Raw genomic sequence first — 14,056 nt, forward strand, 5'->3', positions numbered from 1 at the left:
CCCTCTCGCCCTGTGATAACCCGCCCGGCGATCGTTGAAAAGGCCCAAACGCCCACAGGCCGCGCACCGGACGCATAGGCGTGAAACGTTCATCATTTGACCGGAACCGAAAGGTCGCGGCCCTAGCGTGCCGGGGAGACGACGACCACCACGGAAGGGAGGAAGGGGGCCGCCTCCACGCGCCCCCGGCCACCGATGACAGCAGATCCGCCTGCCGGGCAGGACCGGCGGCTCACGCGGCACGCGGATGTGCGCGCCGTGCTCGCCGATCCCCGCTTCCTCGTCCCGGCCGCCCCCGCCGCCCAACCGGTCGCCGTACGACCGGGAACGGGGATGACCTGGCTACGCGGAGCGGTCAGCAGGTTCAGCAACGGCGCCGAGCACACCCGCCGCCGCGCACGTGCCGTGGGGCTGCTCGACGCCCTCGACCCCGCACGGCTGCGCCGCGAAGCGTATGACAGGACGCGCGCCGAACTGGCGGGCGAGGCGTGCGTCGAGGTGATGACGAGGATCGCCCGCCGCGTCCCGGTCGGCGTCCTCGCCACACGGCTCGGCGTCCCCGAAGAGTGGAGGGAGGAGGTGGTCGCCGCGGTGACGGCCATGGCCGCCGCCTATCACCTCCCGCCCGCCGCCGACGCCTCGCCCACCGGGGACGCCGCCGACGCGGCGGTGGGCGTGCTGGGGGCCTCCCTGGGAGTCGCGCTGGGCGAAGGGGAGGCGCCAGAGCCCGGCCTGCTGGCCGCCGTCGCCGGGGTGCTGATCCAGGCGTGCGACGCCACCGCCGGTTTGGTGGGCAACGCCCTCGCCGCCGTGACCCGCATGCCCGCCGACCTGGCCCTGCGGTGGCCGGTCGAGGTGCTGCTGGCCGAGACCCTGCGGTGGGATCCGCCCGTACGGCTCACGCGCCGCGTGGCCGCCGAGGACGCCATGGCCGGGGGAGTTCCCGTGCCCGCGGGGGCCGTCCTCGTGCTGGACCTGGCGGCGGCCAACCGGGATCCCGAGGTCTTCCCCGACCCGCACCGTTTCGACCCTTCGCGCTTCGACCCTGCCCGCTTCGACCCTGCCCGCTTCCGGCAGGGCCGCGGCGGAGGCGGCGGCCACCTGGGCTTCGGCGACGGGCTCAGGCCCTGCCCGGGAGAGCGGGCCGCGCTCGCCCTCGCGGCGGGAATCGTGGAGGCCGCTCTCGGCCACCGGCTCGCCGACTCCGAGATCCCGTACGAGCCGTCGCCTAACCTGCGCGTGCCCGCCCGGCTCTGCCTGCAGGACCCCGAGAGACTGCAGGCCCCCAACGAACTGCAGGACCCGCGAGAGTGTGGAAGGACCTCGATGAACACACACGCCGAGACGTTCCCTGCGTCGCAGGCTGCCGACTCCCGTGCTCCGCACTCTGTGGATTCCCGTGCTCCGCACCCTGCCGATTTTCGTGCTCTGCACCATGCCCAGCGCCCCCTGGTGCTGCCCAACGCGTGGGATCACGCCTCGGCGGCCGTCCTGGCCGCCGCCGGGTTCGCCGCGATCGGCACCACGAGCCTCGGTGTCGCGGCGGCGGCGGGCAAGCCCGACGCGACCGGCGACACCGCGGCGGAGACGCTGGCGCTGGCCCGGCGGCTGACCGGGCTGCCGTGCCCGGTGTCGGTGGACATCGAGGGCGGCTTCGCGGACACGCCGCAGGGGGTGGCGGAGATCGCCGCCGAACTGGCCCGCATGGGCGTGGCCGGCGTCAACATCGAGGACGGCCGGCCGGACGGGACGCTCGCCGACCTCGGCGAGCGGTGCGAGACGATCGCGGCCGTCAAGTCGAGGGCGCCCGGCCTGTTCGTCAACGCCCGCACCGACACCTACTGGCTGGGCGCAGGGGATCGGGATGCGACCCTCGCCCGGCTGCGGGCCTTCGCCGAGGCCGGAGCCGACGGGGTGTTCGTCCCGGGCGTCGCCGAGGCCGACGACGTGCGGGCGCTGGTGGACGCGGTCGACCTGCCGCTCAACGTGCTTTTCCTGCCCGGCCGCCACACGGTCGCCGGTCTGGCCGCACTCGGCGTCCGCCGGATCAGCACCGGGTCGCTGCTGCTGCGGGCCGCCCTGCACGCGGTGACACAGACCGCCCGGGCGGTCGCCGCGGGCGAAGAGATCCCCGCCGGCCTTCCGTCGTACGCGGATGTGCAGGCCCTCGTCGCGGCGGACGCTGACTCGGTGCTTGATCAGTCTTGACCTGCACCTTACCGTCTTCTCAGGCGAGTCCACCGGAGAAGCGACCGAAATGTGACCTAAGCACAGGAGAAAATGCCAACATAAGAGGCAACCCCGAATAAGGTCTTATGGTGCCCTTCGCGCTTATGGGGGAGTAGTTGTGCTGAGCACTGGAAGTCGTTCGAGGTGGCCGATCGCCGGAGTCGCCGTGGTGCTGACCGCGGCTCTGTCGGCATGCTCCGGCGGGTCGGACGCGCCAGGTTCGGCGGGCGGGGGTTCCGGTGACGCCGCGCCCGCCGTCCCGGCTCCCAAGATCGCGATCAGCCCGGCGACGGGCAGCGCGAAGGTGCGTCCCGACAAGACCGTGATCGTCACGGCCGCCGACGGCGAGCTGGAGGAGGTCACCGTCCAGGCGGGCGGCAAGAAGGTCGAGGGCGAGTTCGACCCCACTCACACCAAGTGGACCTCCAAGGAGCCGCTCAAGCCCTCCGCCAAGTACACCGTGTCGGCCAAGGCCACCGGCAAGGGCGGCCCGGCGACCGCGACCAGCAGCTTCACCACGCTCAAGCCCAAGGTCGGGCTGGAGGTCGTGGACGTCACCCCCGGGATCAAGGGCGAGACGGTCGGCATCGGCATGCCGATCATGGTGCGGTTCAACGCGCCGGTGCGGGACAAGGCCGCCGTGGAGCAGGCCCTGGAGGTGGACGCGGAGAAGCCGGTCAAGGGCGCCTGGCGGTGGGTCGACGACAAATACGTGATCTACCGGACGGCCAAGTACTGGCCCGCGCACCAGAAGGTGAAGTTCACCGCGCACCTGACCGGTGTGAAGGCCGGGCCGAACACCTACGGCCTCGAGGACCACAGCACGACCATCAAGATCGGCGCGGCCTGGATCAGCTCGGTCAGCACCAGGACCCACATGATGGTGGTCCGGCGGGACGGCAAGGTCGTGCAGACCATGAAGATCAGCGCCGGCAAGGGCGACACCCGCGAGTACACCACCACCAGCGGCATCCATCTGACCATGGAACGAGGCAACCCGGTCACGATGATCTCGCCGGGCAAGAAGGAGGGCGACCCCGGGTACTACAAGGAGGTCGTCAACCACGCGGTGCGCATCTCCAACAGCGGGGAGTACGTCCACAGCGCGCCGTGGTCGGTCGGGTCCCAGGGCCGGGCCAACGTGAGCCACGGGTGCGTCAACGCCAGCCCCTCCCAGGCCAAGTGGTTCTACGACAACTTCCACCGGGGCGACATCGTCAAGATCGTCGGTACCAGCCGGATCCTGGAGTGGGACAACGGCTGGGGCTTCTGGCAGATGCCGTTCAGCAAGTGGAAGCAGGGCAGCGCCCTGGAATCGTGATCCCTCGATCACATCGAGGAATTCCGAAACATCGGCGGGGGAGCTGTAGCCTGGGCTCATGGCGGAGACCGTGACCTCACCGGATCCCGGGCTGGTCGACGCGTTGCGTGCGCTGTCGAACCCGGTGCGGTTGCAGCTGCTGATGTGGCTGCGTGAGCCCGAGCGCCACTTCCCCTTGGAGGAGGCGATCGCGGATCCGGCGGAGGTCGGCGTGTGCGTGAGCCACATCCAGGCCAGGGCGGGCCTCGCGCAGTCGACGGTGTCGGCGTACATGGCCGAGCTGCAACGGGCGGGCCTGGTGAAGGCCACGCGGGTGGGCAAGTGGACCCACTACAAGCGCGACGAGCAGCGCATCGCCCAGCTCGTCGCCACTCTGGGGGAGACGCTCTAGAACCACGACGTCCCATGCCGGCCAATCTCGCGTTGCGCGTCATATCGAAAATCTGCGATAGTTCGATATGAACTGGCGGAGACGAGCGCGAGGAGATCACCGATGGGCGACCTCGACGGCCTGGACCTGGGCAGGTTCGGGATCTACACCTTCGACTTCGAGCACCAGTCGGCCGCGCGGATGCGCGAGTCGATACAGGAACTGGACGAGCGGGGATGGCCGGCGTTCTGGATCCCCGAGCTGGCGGGGCGTGAGGCGTTCACGCACGCCGGCTACCTGCTCTCCTCCACGCGGCGGATCACCGTCGTCAACGGCATCGCGCAGATCTGGCCGCGCGAGGCCCCCTGGGCGTACGGCGCCGCGCTGCTCCTGGCCGACGCCTACCCCGGGCGGCACGTGGTCGGCCTGGGATTCGGCGGCGTGCCTCGACCGGGGGTCACGCCGCTGGCGGCGATGGCCGGATACCTCGACGAGATGGACGGGCTGACGACGTCCAACCCGCTGCCGCAGACGCCCCTGCGCCGCATTCTCGCGGCGTACGGGCCCAAGATGCTCGAACTGGCCCGAGACCGCTCCGCCGGCGCCCTCACCTATCACGTCACCGTGGCGCACACCGCAGGAGCGCGGGAGATCCTCGGGCCCGGCGCGTTCCTGGGCGTCGAGCACGCGGTGCTGTTCGAGGCCGACCCCGCGAGGGCCCGTGCGGCCGCCCGCGAGCACCTTCACCCCTACCTGAACACGCCGTACAACATCGCGAAGTTCCGGCGGCTGGGCTACACGGATGAGGAGATCACGGGCGGCGGCAGCGACCGCCTCGTCGACGACCTGGTGTTCTGGGGCGACCTCGACACCATCGTGGCCAAGCTCCGCGCCCACCTCGACGCCGGCGCCGACCACGTCGCGATCCAGGTCATCGGGATCGAGCCGGGGCGGTCCGCGATGCCGTACTGGCGGCTGCTGGGCGACGCGCTGCTGCCCGGTGACGCGCGCCGGGGAGCCGTCGTCCGGCCCACCGCGTGAGGAGAGGCTGCGGTCCTACTGGACGCCCCACTTCATGAGGGCGAAGGCGCCCACGATCTTCAGCGCGACGAGCGCGATGATCACGCAGAACACGATCAGCGCGGGGCGGTGCTCGAAGTGCTTGCCCTCCTTCAGAGGAGGGCGCTTGGCGACGCGCTCGGCGATGCGCTCTTCGATGGGTTTGCGGTGGAACATGCACGCACATTACCGCCCGCGTCGCTCGCGCCACCGCCATGTCAAGGCTTCCGGCCCCGCGGGGATCGGTGCCATCGCCCCCGGCGTGATGACGACGCCGGGCACCACGCTGATGGTCGCCGCGAGAGCCCGGATGTCCCCCGGGAGCCGGGAGGCGGGGACGAACCGTCATGCGGTCATGATCGGCAGACGCTGCCGGCCGGGGGCAGCGTCAGGTCGGTGAGGTAGCGGTCGGCGTGCTCGGTCATGCACCGGTGACCCGCCAGATACATGACATGGCCGGGGCCGTCGTAGCGGACGGAGACCGATCCGGGGATCTTGCGGGTCAGCGCCTCGGTCGTGGCGAAGTCGGTGTAACTGCCCAGGCCGAGCAGCGGCGGCAGCCCCGCGACCGGCAGAGGGCGAGGCGGGTTGGCGATCGGCTGCTTCCAGCCGGAGCAGACCAGAGACTCCCACAGGGAGCCGCCACCGAAGTCCGCGGAGATCCGTTCGGCGTGGCGGCGTCCGCGGACGAGCTCGTCGTAGCCCTGGTAGCCCAGGGCGTCGGAGCAGCGGGCGGCCATGAAAGCCGGAATCGTCCAGGCCTGGGAGTTGTGCAGCGCCTGCTCGCCGAACCAGGTGAAATCGCCTTCGGCCGCCTTGGCAAGGGCGCCGGCCAGGGCCGGCCACGCCGCGGGCTGCGTCACGGTGCCGCCGAACATTTTCAGGTGCGTGTCGTCCATGGTGATCGTGCCGAGCCCGGGAGAGCCGACGGTGACCGGACGCCGGCCGACGGCTTTGACGAGCCGGCGCCAGAGCCCGCGGACGTCTCGCCCGTGCAGGGCACACGCCTTGTCGGACGCGCACCAGGCGGTGAACCGGGCGAGCGACCGGTCCACGGGTGGGAGCATCGAGCGTTCCAGCGCGAACGGTCCACCGCTGTGGTCGACCACGCCGTCCAGGACCATGGCTCGCACGCGCCGGGGATACAGCCGGGCGTAGGCCGCGGCCGCAACCCCGCCGTAGGACCAGCCCAGCAGGCTCAGCTTCTCCTCGCCCGCGAATTCGCGGACGGCATCCATGTCCCGGGCAACCGACAAGGAGTCCAGGTGGTCCACCAGGCCGGTGGTGTCGTCGGCGCGGCACCGCTGCACCGCCTCGTCCAGGGCGCCGGCCTGGGCGCGGTATCGCGTGCGGGTCCGTACGGCCGAGACGGCCTTCAGGCCGGGCCGTAGGCACGACGGCGGCAGGATGGAGCGCATGGCGTTGCCGGACCGCGGGTCGTAGGCGACGACGTCGAACCGCCGGCGCAGGGCCGCGAACGAGGCGGTGGATTCCTTGAGCACCGGGATCCCGTCCTGACCGGGGCCGCCGGGGACGATGAGCACGGTGCCGATGCGGCGGGCCGGGGTGGTGGCCGGGAGCCGGGCCAGGTTCAGTGTGATCGCCGGCCCGGCCGGGTGCCGCCAGTCGACCGGCACCGTGGTTGTGGCGCACTGCATGCCCGGCGGGATGTCGTCTCCCCGGCAGGTCGTCCATGCCGCCGGGGCTGCGGCGTGTGCCGGGACCGGCGGGGACATCCCCGCCACGGCGGCCAGCGCCAGGCACCCGGCCAGTGATCTGCGGAGCATCGTGATCTGCATGCGATCAGCCTGACCCGCGAAAGCGCCAGGTTCCTCCTGCGTGGGAACGCCCTTCGTTCTGGGAGTGCGGTCCCGCAGGCGTGCTCGCCTGGGAGCGTGCTCCCAGGCGTCAACCGCCGGGAGTGACGAGCCCGCTCTCGTAGGCGGTGATCACGGCCTGAGCCCGATCACGGGCGCCGATCTTGGAGAACAGGCCGGTGACGTGGTTCTTCACGGTCGAGGGCGTCACGCCGAGCACGTCGCCGATCTCGGCGTTGGAGCAACCCCGGGCGATCAGGATCAGCACCTGGCGCTCCCGCTCGGTCAGGGCGGGCAGCCGTCCGGGCGCCGTCGCGAAGCGCGGGCGCTCGGCGCGGACGAACGTGCCGATCAGCCGGGTCAGCAGCCGCGGCGCGACCACCGCCTCACCCCGGTGCACCACGCGGACGCCTCCGGCCAGGTCCTCCGCGGAGGCGTCCTTGGCCAGGAAGCCCGAGGCCCCGGCCCGCAGCGCGTCGACGACGTACTCGTCCAGGTCGAATGTGCTCAGCGCCAGCACCCGGACTCCGGGCAGCTCGGTGGTGATCGTCCTGGTGGCGGTGATGCCGTCGGCTTCCGGCATGTGCAGGTCCATCAGCACCACGTCCGGCCGCAACTCGCGGGCACGGCGCACCGCTTCCCGGCCGTCGCCGGCCTCGCCCGCCACGATCATGTCGTCCTGGGCGTCCAGGATCATGCGCAGACCAGCGCGGACCAGCGCGTGGTCGTCGACGACCAACGTCGTGATCATGCCTTCTCCCTCGGCGTGGCGGGGGCGGGAAGGGACGCGTGCACCTCGAAACCTCCTTCAGGCCGGGGTGCGGCCCGCAGCCGCCCGCCGCAGGCCGCCGCCCGCTCAGCCATGCCGGCCAGCCCGAAGCCGTCTCCTGCGGTGGCCGCGCCGGGACCGTCGTCGCGTACGGTCACCTCCACCTGCCCGGACGTGTAGGCGATCAGGACGCTCACCCGTGCACCGCCCGCGTGCTTGCGCACGTTGGTCAACGCCTCCTGCACGATCCGGTAGAGCGCATGGTCGGTCGCGGTCTCCAACTCCACCGGATCGCCGCACACCCGCATCTCCACCGGCAGGCCGGCGTCCCGGACTCTGGCGATCAGATCCGGCAGGGCGGCCGCGCCGTGCCCGGCGGAGTGCCCGGCGGAGTGCTCGCCGGGAGCGTCGTCGGCGCGCAGCACGTGCAGCAGGCGGCGCATCTCCGCCATGGCCTCGCGACCGGTCCGCTCAGCGGTCAGCAACGTGTCCCCGGCCTGCTCCGGATCCCGGGTCATTGTCGTGCGCGCCGCGCCGACCAGCAGATTCATCGTGCTGATGTGATGGGCCACCACGTCATGCATCTCGCGTGCGATCCGGCGGCGCTCGGCGCGTACCGCTTCCCGAGCCTGCTCGGCCCTGGACCGGTCGCTCAACTCCCGGCGCAAGCGCATCAGATGGCCGAGCCCGACCGCGGCCACGGCTCCCAAGGTGCCCGCCGGCGGCCGGGTGCCGGCGGCGAGCACCTGGACGGTGACGGTGACGGCGAGATCGGCCGCCGCCGCCGTGATCCAGGCCCGGCGCGGTGCGCCGTACCGGCCTGCGGCGTAGAGGGCGCACAGTGCGGCCGGGGCGGCCCAGGCCGGGTGACCGGCCACGATGGTCGTCAGATGGCAGGCCATCGTGATCGCCGCGACGGTGCAGGGCCGTTTCCGGCGCCACAGCAGCGTCCCCGAGGCGACGGTGTCGGCCATCACGAGAACGGGCAGGGGCAGGGGCACACCGGCGGAGACGGCGAACACCGCCTGGAACGCCCAGACGGACAACACCGGCAGAACGTCGGTGTGGTGCTGCCTGCGGAGGCGCGGCAACACCACCGCCGGACAATCCATGATCGGATCGTAGAGGACGGGCGTGACGTCCGTGCCCTCTGCGCCCGCCGTTGACATTATGCAGGCAGATGCCTGCATAATTCGGGGGTGACGTTCGACGCGACGCAGATGGACGTGGTCTTCAAGGCGCTGGCCGATCCCACCCGGCGACTGCTGCTCGACCGTCTGCGCGAGCACAACGGTCAGACGCTGCGTGAGCTGTGCGAACGCCTGAACATGGCGCGCCAGTCGGCGACGCAGCATCTCGACGTCCTCGAACGGGCCGGCCTCGTCACCGTCGTGCGGCGCGGGCGGGAACGACTTCACTACCTCAATCCCGTGCCGATCCACGAGATCGAGCAGCGATGGATCGCGGAGTTCGACAGGCCCCGTCTGCACGCGATCAGTGCCATCAAGAATCAGGCAGAGGAGCACGCCATGAGCGACGGACCCGCGTCCGTGCCGACCTACGTCTATGTCACCTACATCCGCGCGAGCGCGGAGCAGGTGTGGCAGGCGCTGACGAGCGCGGACCTGACAGCGCGTTACTGGGGGCACGCCAACGTCTCGGACTGGCAGCCGGGCTCTACCTGGGAGCACCGGCGCGTCGACGGGTCAGGCGCCGTCGACGTCGCCGGCCGGGTGATCGAGGCCACACCCCCGATGCGCCTGGCCATCACCTTCGACGACGCCGCCGCACCCGGAACGACGCGAGAAGCCTCGGTCGTCACCTTCGTGGTCGAACCTCACCAGGACATCGTCCGCCTCACCGTGACCCACGAGAAGCTCGCCGACCAGACGGCGCTCGACGCGGTCTCACACGGATGGCCGGCCGTGCTGGCCAACCTCAAGTCGCTGCTCGAGACCGGCGACGTCCTCCCGCAGGCGCCGTGGGAGATGTCGCACGAGCACGCCTGAGCCGGCGCCTGCCGCGCCCCCGGCCGGTCAGCCGCCGAGCCCGAGCCGTACGGCCCGCGCGAGAGGGGTGGCGTCGCCGGGGGCCAGCGGCTCGGTCAGGGAGATCGGGATCTGGGACATGAAGCGCGGCCGCGTGCCGTGGTGGGGCTGGGCGGCGTGCACGAGGTGCGGGTGGCACAGGTAGACGTCGCCGGGCAGTCCCGTGGCGTAGATCTCGGGGCGGTGCGCGGTCGCCTCGTCCAGCACGGGGCCGGAGGCGAAGAACTCCAGTCCCTGCTCACCGTACGGTTCCAGGACGCGGACGGTGTCGAGGTGGGAGCCGGCCCTGATGCGGGTCGGCGCGTCGTCGGGACCGACCTCGGACAGCAGGACCAGCACGAGCATCGTGTGGGACCTGAGCGTGACGATCCCCCAGGCCCCGGCCGGACCGGGGTCGTTCTGGTCGATGTGCCAGCCGGTGTCCCCGGCGTCGGAGGAGTGGGGGAAGCGGACCGGCGTGTTGCCGATCGTGCCGCGCGGCACCCAGCCGCCCTTGCCTGCGACCAGGTCCAGCGCCCCGGTCAGGCGCGGGCTCCGCATCGCCTCGCCGGACGGACCCTGCCCCGTCGGGTCGGGAACCGCCCACACCACCGGCTGCGTCCAGTCTTCCGGCCGATCGGGAGACAACCCGATCTGCCGCCACAGCTGATCCCTGACGCGGTCGCCGGTCTCGCGCGGGAACGCCTCCTCCACCTTGAGGAAGCCCTCGGTGACGAAGCGGTCGAGGTCGGCATCGGTGATTGCGGCCATGGCCGGACGGTAGCGATCTCCGGCGCCGGGTGTCGATCGATTTACCCGGCGCGCCTCACCCGCCGGGTCCGGACGGCCGCCGGCGCGACGGAGTCTGGTGGACGACGTTTGGCGCGAGGTGCGCGTCAACCAGTGCCAGATAGGGCCGTCATTCCTGCCGTCCGGCATCGAGACCTCCGGATGACGTGGGCCGTCATGCCCGGCTCCCGTCCTCGGCGGGTGCCCGGTTTCTGCGGGCAGCAGGGCGTGAGCGCTCCTCACCCCGCCCCGAGTCCGCTCCTGAGACCGGCGGCCGCCTGAGGCGGCGGGCGACGGCGCGTGGTCGTCGACGGTCATGGAGGTGCGGAAGCGTGCGCTCTTGGTGGTGAGGCGGACGAGGGTTCGGCTTGCGCCGTAGAGCATGACCCCACGCTCACGGTTGCCGGTCAGGAAGGCATCGGTCCAACCAGCGGCCGCGGCCGTGTCGAAGATGCCGCGTTGCGGCGGCGTCAACTGCGACGGCACGGCGGCGGCCGCTGAGCCGATCAAGAGGTCGAAGGCAGCGCGACGGCGCCGACGGTCGCCGCAGCGGGGGCGACGAGGTGTCGGCGGTCCGCTGGCGTGCTCATCGCGACTTCTGATGGCGAGGTTGGTGATGGCCGCGGCCTGATGTCACCTGTGCCCCCACGGTTGCTTCATCACCCCGGTGCGGGCATGCGGGTGAGATGTTCGCCTCTGGCCGCGAGAAGCGAGGTGGTTTGTCGCCGCGTTGAGGCATTCGACAAGTCACGGGCTGCTGCAGGTGAGCGTGGGCGATGTCGGTGATCCGTTGGCGAGGAACCCGAACGTGGTGGAGGCGTTCGCGCCCAGCGAGCCGTTCCAGCTCACGTTCTTCACCGTCACCGCGGAACCGCTGACACTCAAGGTGCCGTTCCAGAGCTGGCTGATTGTCTGCCCGCCGGCCATGGTCCAGCGTGCCGTCCAACCGTTGATCCCTGAGGTGCCGGTTCGCACCGTCACCTCGCCCTGGAATCCACCGGGCCAGGAGCCGACCGTCCTGTAGGTGGCCGAGCACGCGCCGCCGACCGGCGACGGGCTCGCGGACGGCGAAGCCGAAGGCGACGGGCTCGCGGACGGCGAAGCCGAAGGCGACGGGCTCGCGGACGTTCCCTTGTACTCCGCGGCCACCTTGGCCAGGTCCGTTCCCGTTCCCCTCATGTAGGTCTGGTTGACCCACGAGGTGAAAGCGGTTTGGACGGCCGATGACGAGGTGCCCGACCACCGCTCCTCCTTGTCCTGGTCGAAGTAGACGACGTTCTTCAGGTCGGGGTAGCGGCCTGACTGCAGGACGGACGCCATGTCGTTGATCCACTGGGCCTTGTTGCCGCCGTCCTCGCTGGAGCCGACCTCGCCGATCATCACCGGGCGCTTCGGGGCGACGGCGCGCGCCTTGGCGTACGGGCTGGAGAACATGGAGTCGAAGCTCGTCCAGTAATTGCCGGACGGGTCCCAGGACGGGCCGAGGCCCCAGTTGTAGCCGTCGATGCCGACCCAGTCGACGTAGTCGTCACCGGGGTAGGACTGCCCGGGGTCGTTGAAGGAGGAGTTGGGGGTGGAGCTGTTGTTGAAACACCACACCCACTGGACGTTGGTGGCGCCGGCGGCGACGACCAGGTCGTGCACCCGCCGGTAGGCGCTTATGTACAAAGCGGGGTTGCTGCCGTTGTTGACGATGCCCCAGGGATACCAGTCGCCGTTGAACTCGTGACCCCAGCGGACCATGATCGGCGCGCCGACCGACGCGAACTCCGCGCCGCGGGCCTTGATGTAGCTGTCCCATTTCCCGTCGACGATGTCTTGGAGGTGGATCTGGTTGGAATCGCTCACGCTGAGAGCCGGGTTCCAGGGTTCCCAGGTGAAATGCGCCATGACGCCCTGGTTCCACAGGGCCCTGGCCTCGGCCGCGTTGAAGGCGTTGCCGGTGGCCCAGCTGTCGAACCACTCAACGCTGGCTGGGGTGACCCCGTAACGGCTGACGGTCCCCGAGAGGATCTGGGTGGGGCTCGTCTCGCGGAACACTCCGAGGTACTTGGTTGAGGTGTCCGCGGCGGCGGCCTGGGTGGAGATGGTCAGTGCCGCGCACATCAGGAGACCGGCGACGAAAATGACCGTAGTTCGAAGGCGCCCGAACTCGATCCGGTGTTTCATACGTCCTCCATGAATTTGACGGGACCCGATCGGGTCACGCGGAGATCCGGACGATCAGGTCCACTGACCTGCGCCACTCGCGCCGTCGGTCGCTCGTCGGCGGTTCGGTTCTGGTTCGGGCGGGGGGCGGCAGCCGCGGCGGGGATGTTGATCCGTTCACCAGCACCCCTTAGGGCGTTCTGGTGATTATGCGTGCCCAAATGGTGAAACAGAGGACTACACGGCGAACACCCCGGTCCATATGTTGCGATTGTTTCCGCTGGTGAACGCGGATAATGGAATGAATGCTTCTGAAAATTTCACGAAACACTCGTTCCTGGCCCTGCCGCCGATGGGCGGTGGTCGGCCCCACGGTGTCGGCCCTCCGCGCCCGAAGCTGACCCCGGCCCCGCAGCTCCGCCGGCCCGCGGATGGCAGGTGAACCTGGGTCAAACGAGGGGAGCGGTGCTGGAGCGCACCTCCAGCCGGGTGGCCAGCTCCACCCGGTCCTCGACAGGTGCTCCGCGGGAGGCCAGGGCCAGCACCATCTCGGCGGCGGCGGTGCCCATCTTCTGCAAGGGCTGGCGCACGGTGGTCATCGGCGGGTCCGCCCACTGCGCGAGGGGCAGGTCGTCGAACCCGACGACGCTCAGGTCCTCGGGAACGCGCAGCCCGGCCCGGTGGGCGGCCTGGTAGACCCCGAGGGCCTGCAGGTCGTTGGCGGCGAAGATCGCGGTCGGTGGATCCGGGAGCCCCAGCAGCGCCTGAGCCTGGGTGCGGCCGCCCTCCACATACAGCGGGCCGGTGCACACCAGGCCGGGATCGGGCAGGACGCCGGCTGAGTCCAAGGCGGCCCGGTAGCCGTCCAGGCGGGCCCGGCAACACATCAGCGTGTCCGGACCGTTGATCATGGCGATCCTGCGGTGGCCCAACTCCAGCAGGTGGCGGGTGGCGGCAAGGCCGCCGTTCCAGTTGGTGGCCCCCACCGAGGGGATGCGGTGGTCGGGCTCGCCGCGGGGGTCCAGGGCGACTAGCGGGATGGCCCGGCTGGCCAGCCGGGCCCGCTGGCGTTCGCTGAGGTCGGCCGAGACCGCGATCACCCCGGCCGGGCGGCGGGCCAGCACCTGGTCGATCCAGCCCGAGCGCGGGGAGCGCCGACCGCGCATGTCGGTCAAGCCCAGGATCATGCCCCTGGCCTGGACGACCTCGTCCATGCCCCGGATCAGTTCCAGCGCCCACAGGCTGTCCAGGGACTCGAAGACGACCTCCACCACCGCGCTGGAGTCGACTGTGTCCGGCCGACGCCGCCAGCCGTGCTCCCGGACCAGTTCCTCTACCTTGCGGCGGGTGCCGGCCGCCACGCCGGGATGGCCGTTGATCACTTTGGAGACGGTCGGGGCGGACACGCCGGCCAGCTTCGCGATATGCGCCAGCGTGACCTCCGGGCGGGGACGAGGCGCCGCGTACGGGTCGTGGGGGGTAGCGGTCACGCCGAGATTCTACGAAGCGTGGAAGCCATCATGAAAT

The 14,056-nt window shown here is 70.9% G+C and carries 12 protein-coding genes; 5 read left to right on the forward strand and 7 right to left on the reverse strand.

The genetic code is table 11. From position 1 onward, the window contains the following. The first annotated feature begins 195 nt into the window (after positions 1–195). From ACQPZZ_RS19655 to ACQPZZ_RS19670, 4 genes are all read left to right on the forward strand, one after another. Positions 196–2,208 carry a cytochrome P450 gene (locus ACQPZZ_RS19655; RefSeq protein WP_432934057.1) on the forward strand — a complete coding sequence of 671 codons (2,013 nt, stop codon included), beginning with the start codon at positions 196–198 and terminating at the stop codon, positions 2,206–2,208. 139 nt (positions 2,209–2,347) lie between these two features. Continuing rightward, positions 2,348–3,550: an Ig-like domain-containing protein gene (locus ACQPZZ_RS19660; protein WP_432934059.1), complete on the forward strand. Its 1,203-nt coding sequence runs from the start codon at positions 2,348–2,350 to the stop codon at positions 3,548–3,550. 58 nt (positions 3,551–3,608) lie between these two features. Further along, positions 3,609–3,941 (forward strand): ArsR/SmtB family transcription factor, encoded by a 333-nt coding sequence (locus ACQPZZ_RS19665; protein WP_142559732.1) that lies wholly within the window; start codon positions 3,609–3,611, stop codon positions 3,939–3,941. Positions 3,942–4,043: 102 nt separating this feature from the next. Beyond that, positions 4,044–4,961: a TIGR03620 family F420-dependent LLM class oxidoreductase gene (locus ACQPZZ_RS19670; protein ID WP_432934062.1), complete on the forward strand. Its 918-nt coding sequence runs from the start codon at positions 4,044–4,046 to the stop codon at positions 4,959–4,961. A gap of 15 nt (positions 4,962–4,976) precedes the next feature. Here the strand turns inward: ACQPZZ_RS19670 and ACQPZZ_RS19675 are convergent, their stop codons facing one another. The 4 genes from ACQPZZ_RS19675 to ACQPZZ_RS19690 all read right to left on the reverse strand — a co-directional run bounded on the left by ACQPZZ_RS19675 (position 4,977) and on the right by ACQPZZ_RS19690 (position 8,677). Beyond that, positions 4,977–5,156, reverse strand: coding sequence for a hypothetical protein (locus tag ACQPZZ_RS19675; RefSeq protein ID WP_363637906.1), 180 nt, complete (start codon positions 5,154–5,156; stop codon positions 4,977–4,979). A gap of 176 nt (positions 5,157–5,332) precedes the next feature. Further along, positions 5,333–6,778 (reverse strand): alpha/beta fold hydrolase, encoded by a 1,446-nt coding sequence (locus ACQPZZ_RS19680; RefSeq protein WP_432934064.1) that lies wholly within the window; start codon positions 6,776–6,778, stop codon positions 5,333–5,335. 109 nt (positions 6,779–6,887) lie between these two features. Next, positions 6,888–7,547 (reverse strand): response regulator transcription factor, encoded by a 660-nt coding sequence (locus ACQPZZ_RS19685; RefSeq protein ID WP_432934066.1) that lies wholly within the window; start codon positions 7,545–7,547, stop codon positions 6,888–6,890. Beyond that, positions 7,544–8,677, reverse strand: coding sequence for a sensor histidine kinase (locus tag ACQPZZ_RS19690; RefSeq protein WP_432934068.1), 1,134 nt, complete (start codon positions 8,675–8,677; stop codon positions 7,544–7,546). Before ACQPZZ_RS19690 ends, ACQPZZ_RS19685 begins: the two co-directional genes overlap by 4 nt. Positions 8,678–8,764: 87 nt before the next feature. Here ACQPZZ_RS19690 and ACQPZZ_RS19695 point away from each other — a divergent pair, with 87 nt between their 5' ends. Further along, positions 8,765–9,574: an ArsR/SmtB family transcription factor gene (locus ACQPZZ_RS19695; protein ID WP_432934070.1), complete on the forward strand. Its 810-nt coding sequence runs from the start codon at positions 8,765–8,767 to the stop codon at positions 9,572–9,574. A 27-nt stretch (positions 9,575–9,601) separates the two neighbouring features. Here the strand turns inward: ACQPZZ_RS19695 and ACQPZZ_RS19700 are convergent, their stop codons facing one another. The 3 genes from ACQPZZ_RS19700 to ACQPZZ_RS19710 all read right to left on the reverse strand — a co-directional run bounded on the left by ACQPZZ_RS19700 (position 9,602) and on the right by ACQPZZ_RS19710 (position 14,019). Continuing rightward, positions 9,602–10,363: a phytanoyl-CoA dioxygenase family protein gene (locus ACQPZZ_RS19700; protein ID WP_432934072.1), complete on the reverse strand. Its 762-nt coding sequence runs from the start codon at positions 10,361–10,363 to the stop codon at positions 9,602–9,604. A gap of 765 nt (positions 10,364–11,128) precedes the next feature. Further along, positions 11,129–12,550, reverse strand: a complete 1,422-nt coding sequence (locus tag ACQPZZ_RS19705) for a cellulose binding domain-containing protein (RefSeq protein WP_432934074.1) — start codon at positions 12,548–12,550, stop codon at positions 11,129–11,131. 428 nt (positions 12,551–12,978) lie between these two features. Beyond that, positions 12,979–14,019 carry a LacI family DNA-binding transcriptional regulator gene (locus ACQPZZ_RS19710; protein WP_432934076.1) on the reverse strand — a complete coding sequence of 347 codons (1,041 nt, stop codon included), beginning with the start codon at positions 14,017–14,019 and terminating at the stop codon, positions 12,979–12,981. Positions 14,020–14,056 lie beyond the last annotated feature (37 nt).

Source organism: Microbispora sp. CA-135349 (assembly GCF_050947365.1).
Lineage (GTDB): Bacteria > Actinomycetota > Actinomycetes > Streptosporangiales > Streptosporangiaceae > Microbispora.

Excerpts from the sequence above, each read along its gene's own strand:
- ACQPZZ_RS19655 (WP_432934057.1), top strand. The coding sequence starts at position 196 with ATGACAGCAGATCCGCCTGCCGGGCAGGACCGGCGGCTCACGCGGCAC.
- ACQPZZ_RS19665 (WP_142559732.1), top strand. The coding sequence starts at position 3,609 with ATGGCGGAGACCGTGACCTCACCGGATCCCGGGCTGGTCGACGCGTTG.
- ACQPZZ_RS19670 (WP_432934062.1), top strand. The coding sequence starts at position 4,044 with ATGGGCGACCTCGACGGCCTGGACCTGGGCAGGTTCGGGATCTACACC.
- ACQPZZ_RS19675 (WP_363637906.1), bottom strand. The coding sequence starts at position 5,156 with ATGTTCCACCGCAAACCCATCGAAGAGCGCATCGCCGAGCGCGTCGCC.
- ACQPZZ_RS19680 (WP_432934064.1), bottom strand. The coding sequence starts at position 6,778 with ATGCAGATCACGATGCTCCGCAGATCACTGGCCGGGTGCCTGGCGCTG.
- ACQPZZ_RS19685 (WP_432934066.1), bottom strand. The coding sequence starts at position 7,547 with ATGATCACGACGTTGGTCGTCGACGACCACGCGCTGGTCCGCGCTGGT.
- ACQPZZ_RS19690 (WP_432934068.1), bottom strand. The coding sequence starts at position 8,677 with ATGGATTGTCCGGCGGTGGTGTTGCCGCGCCTCCGCAGGCAGCACCAC.
- ACQPZZ_RS19700 (WP_432934072.1), bottom strand. The coding sequence starts at position 10,363 with ATGGCCGCAATCACCGATGCCGACCTCGACCGCTTCGTCACCGAGGGC.
- ACQPZZ_RS19705 (WP_432934074.1), bottom strand. The coding sequence starts at position 12,550 with ATGAAACACCGGATCGAGTTCGGGCGCCTTCGAACTACGGTCATTTTC.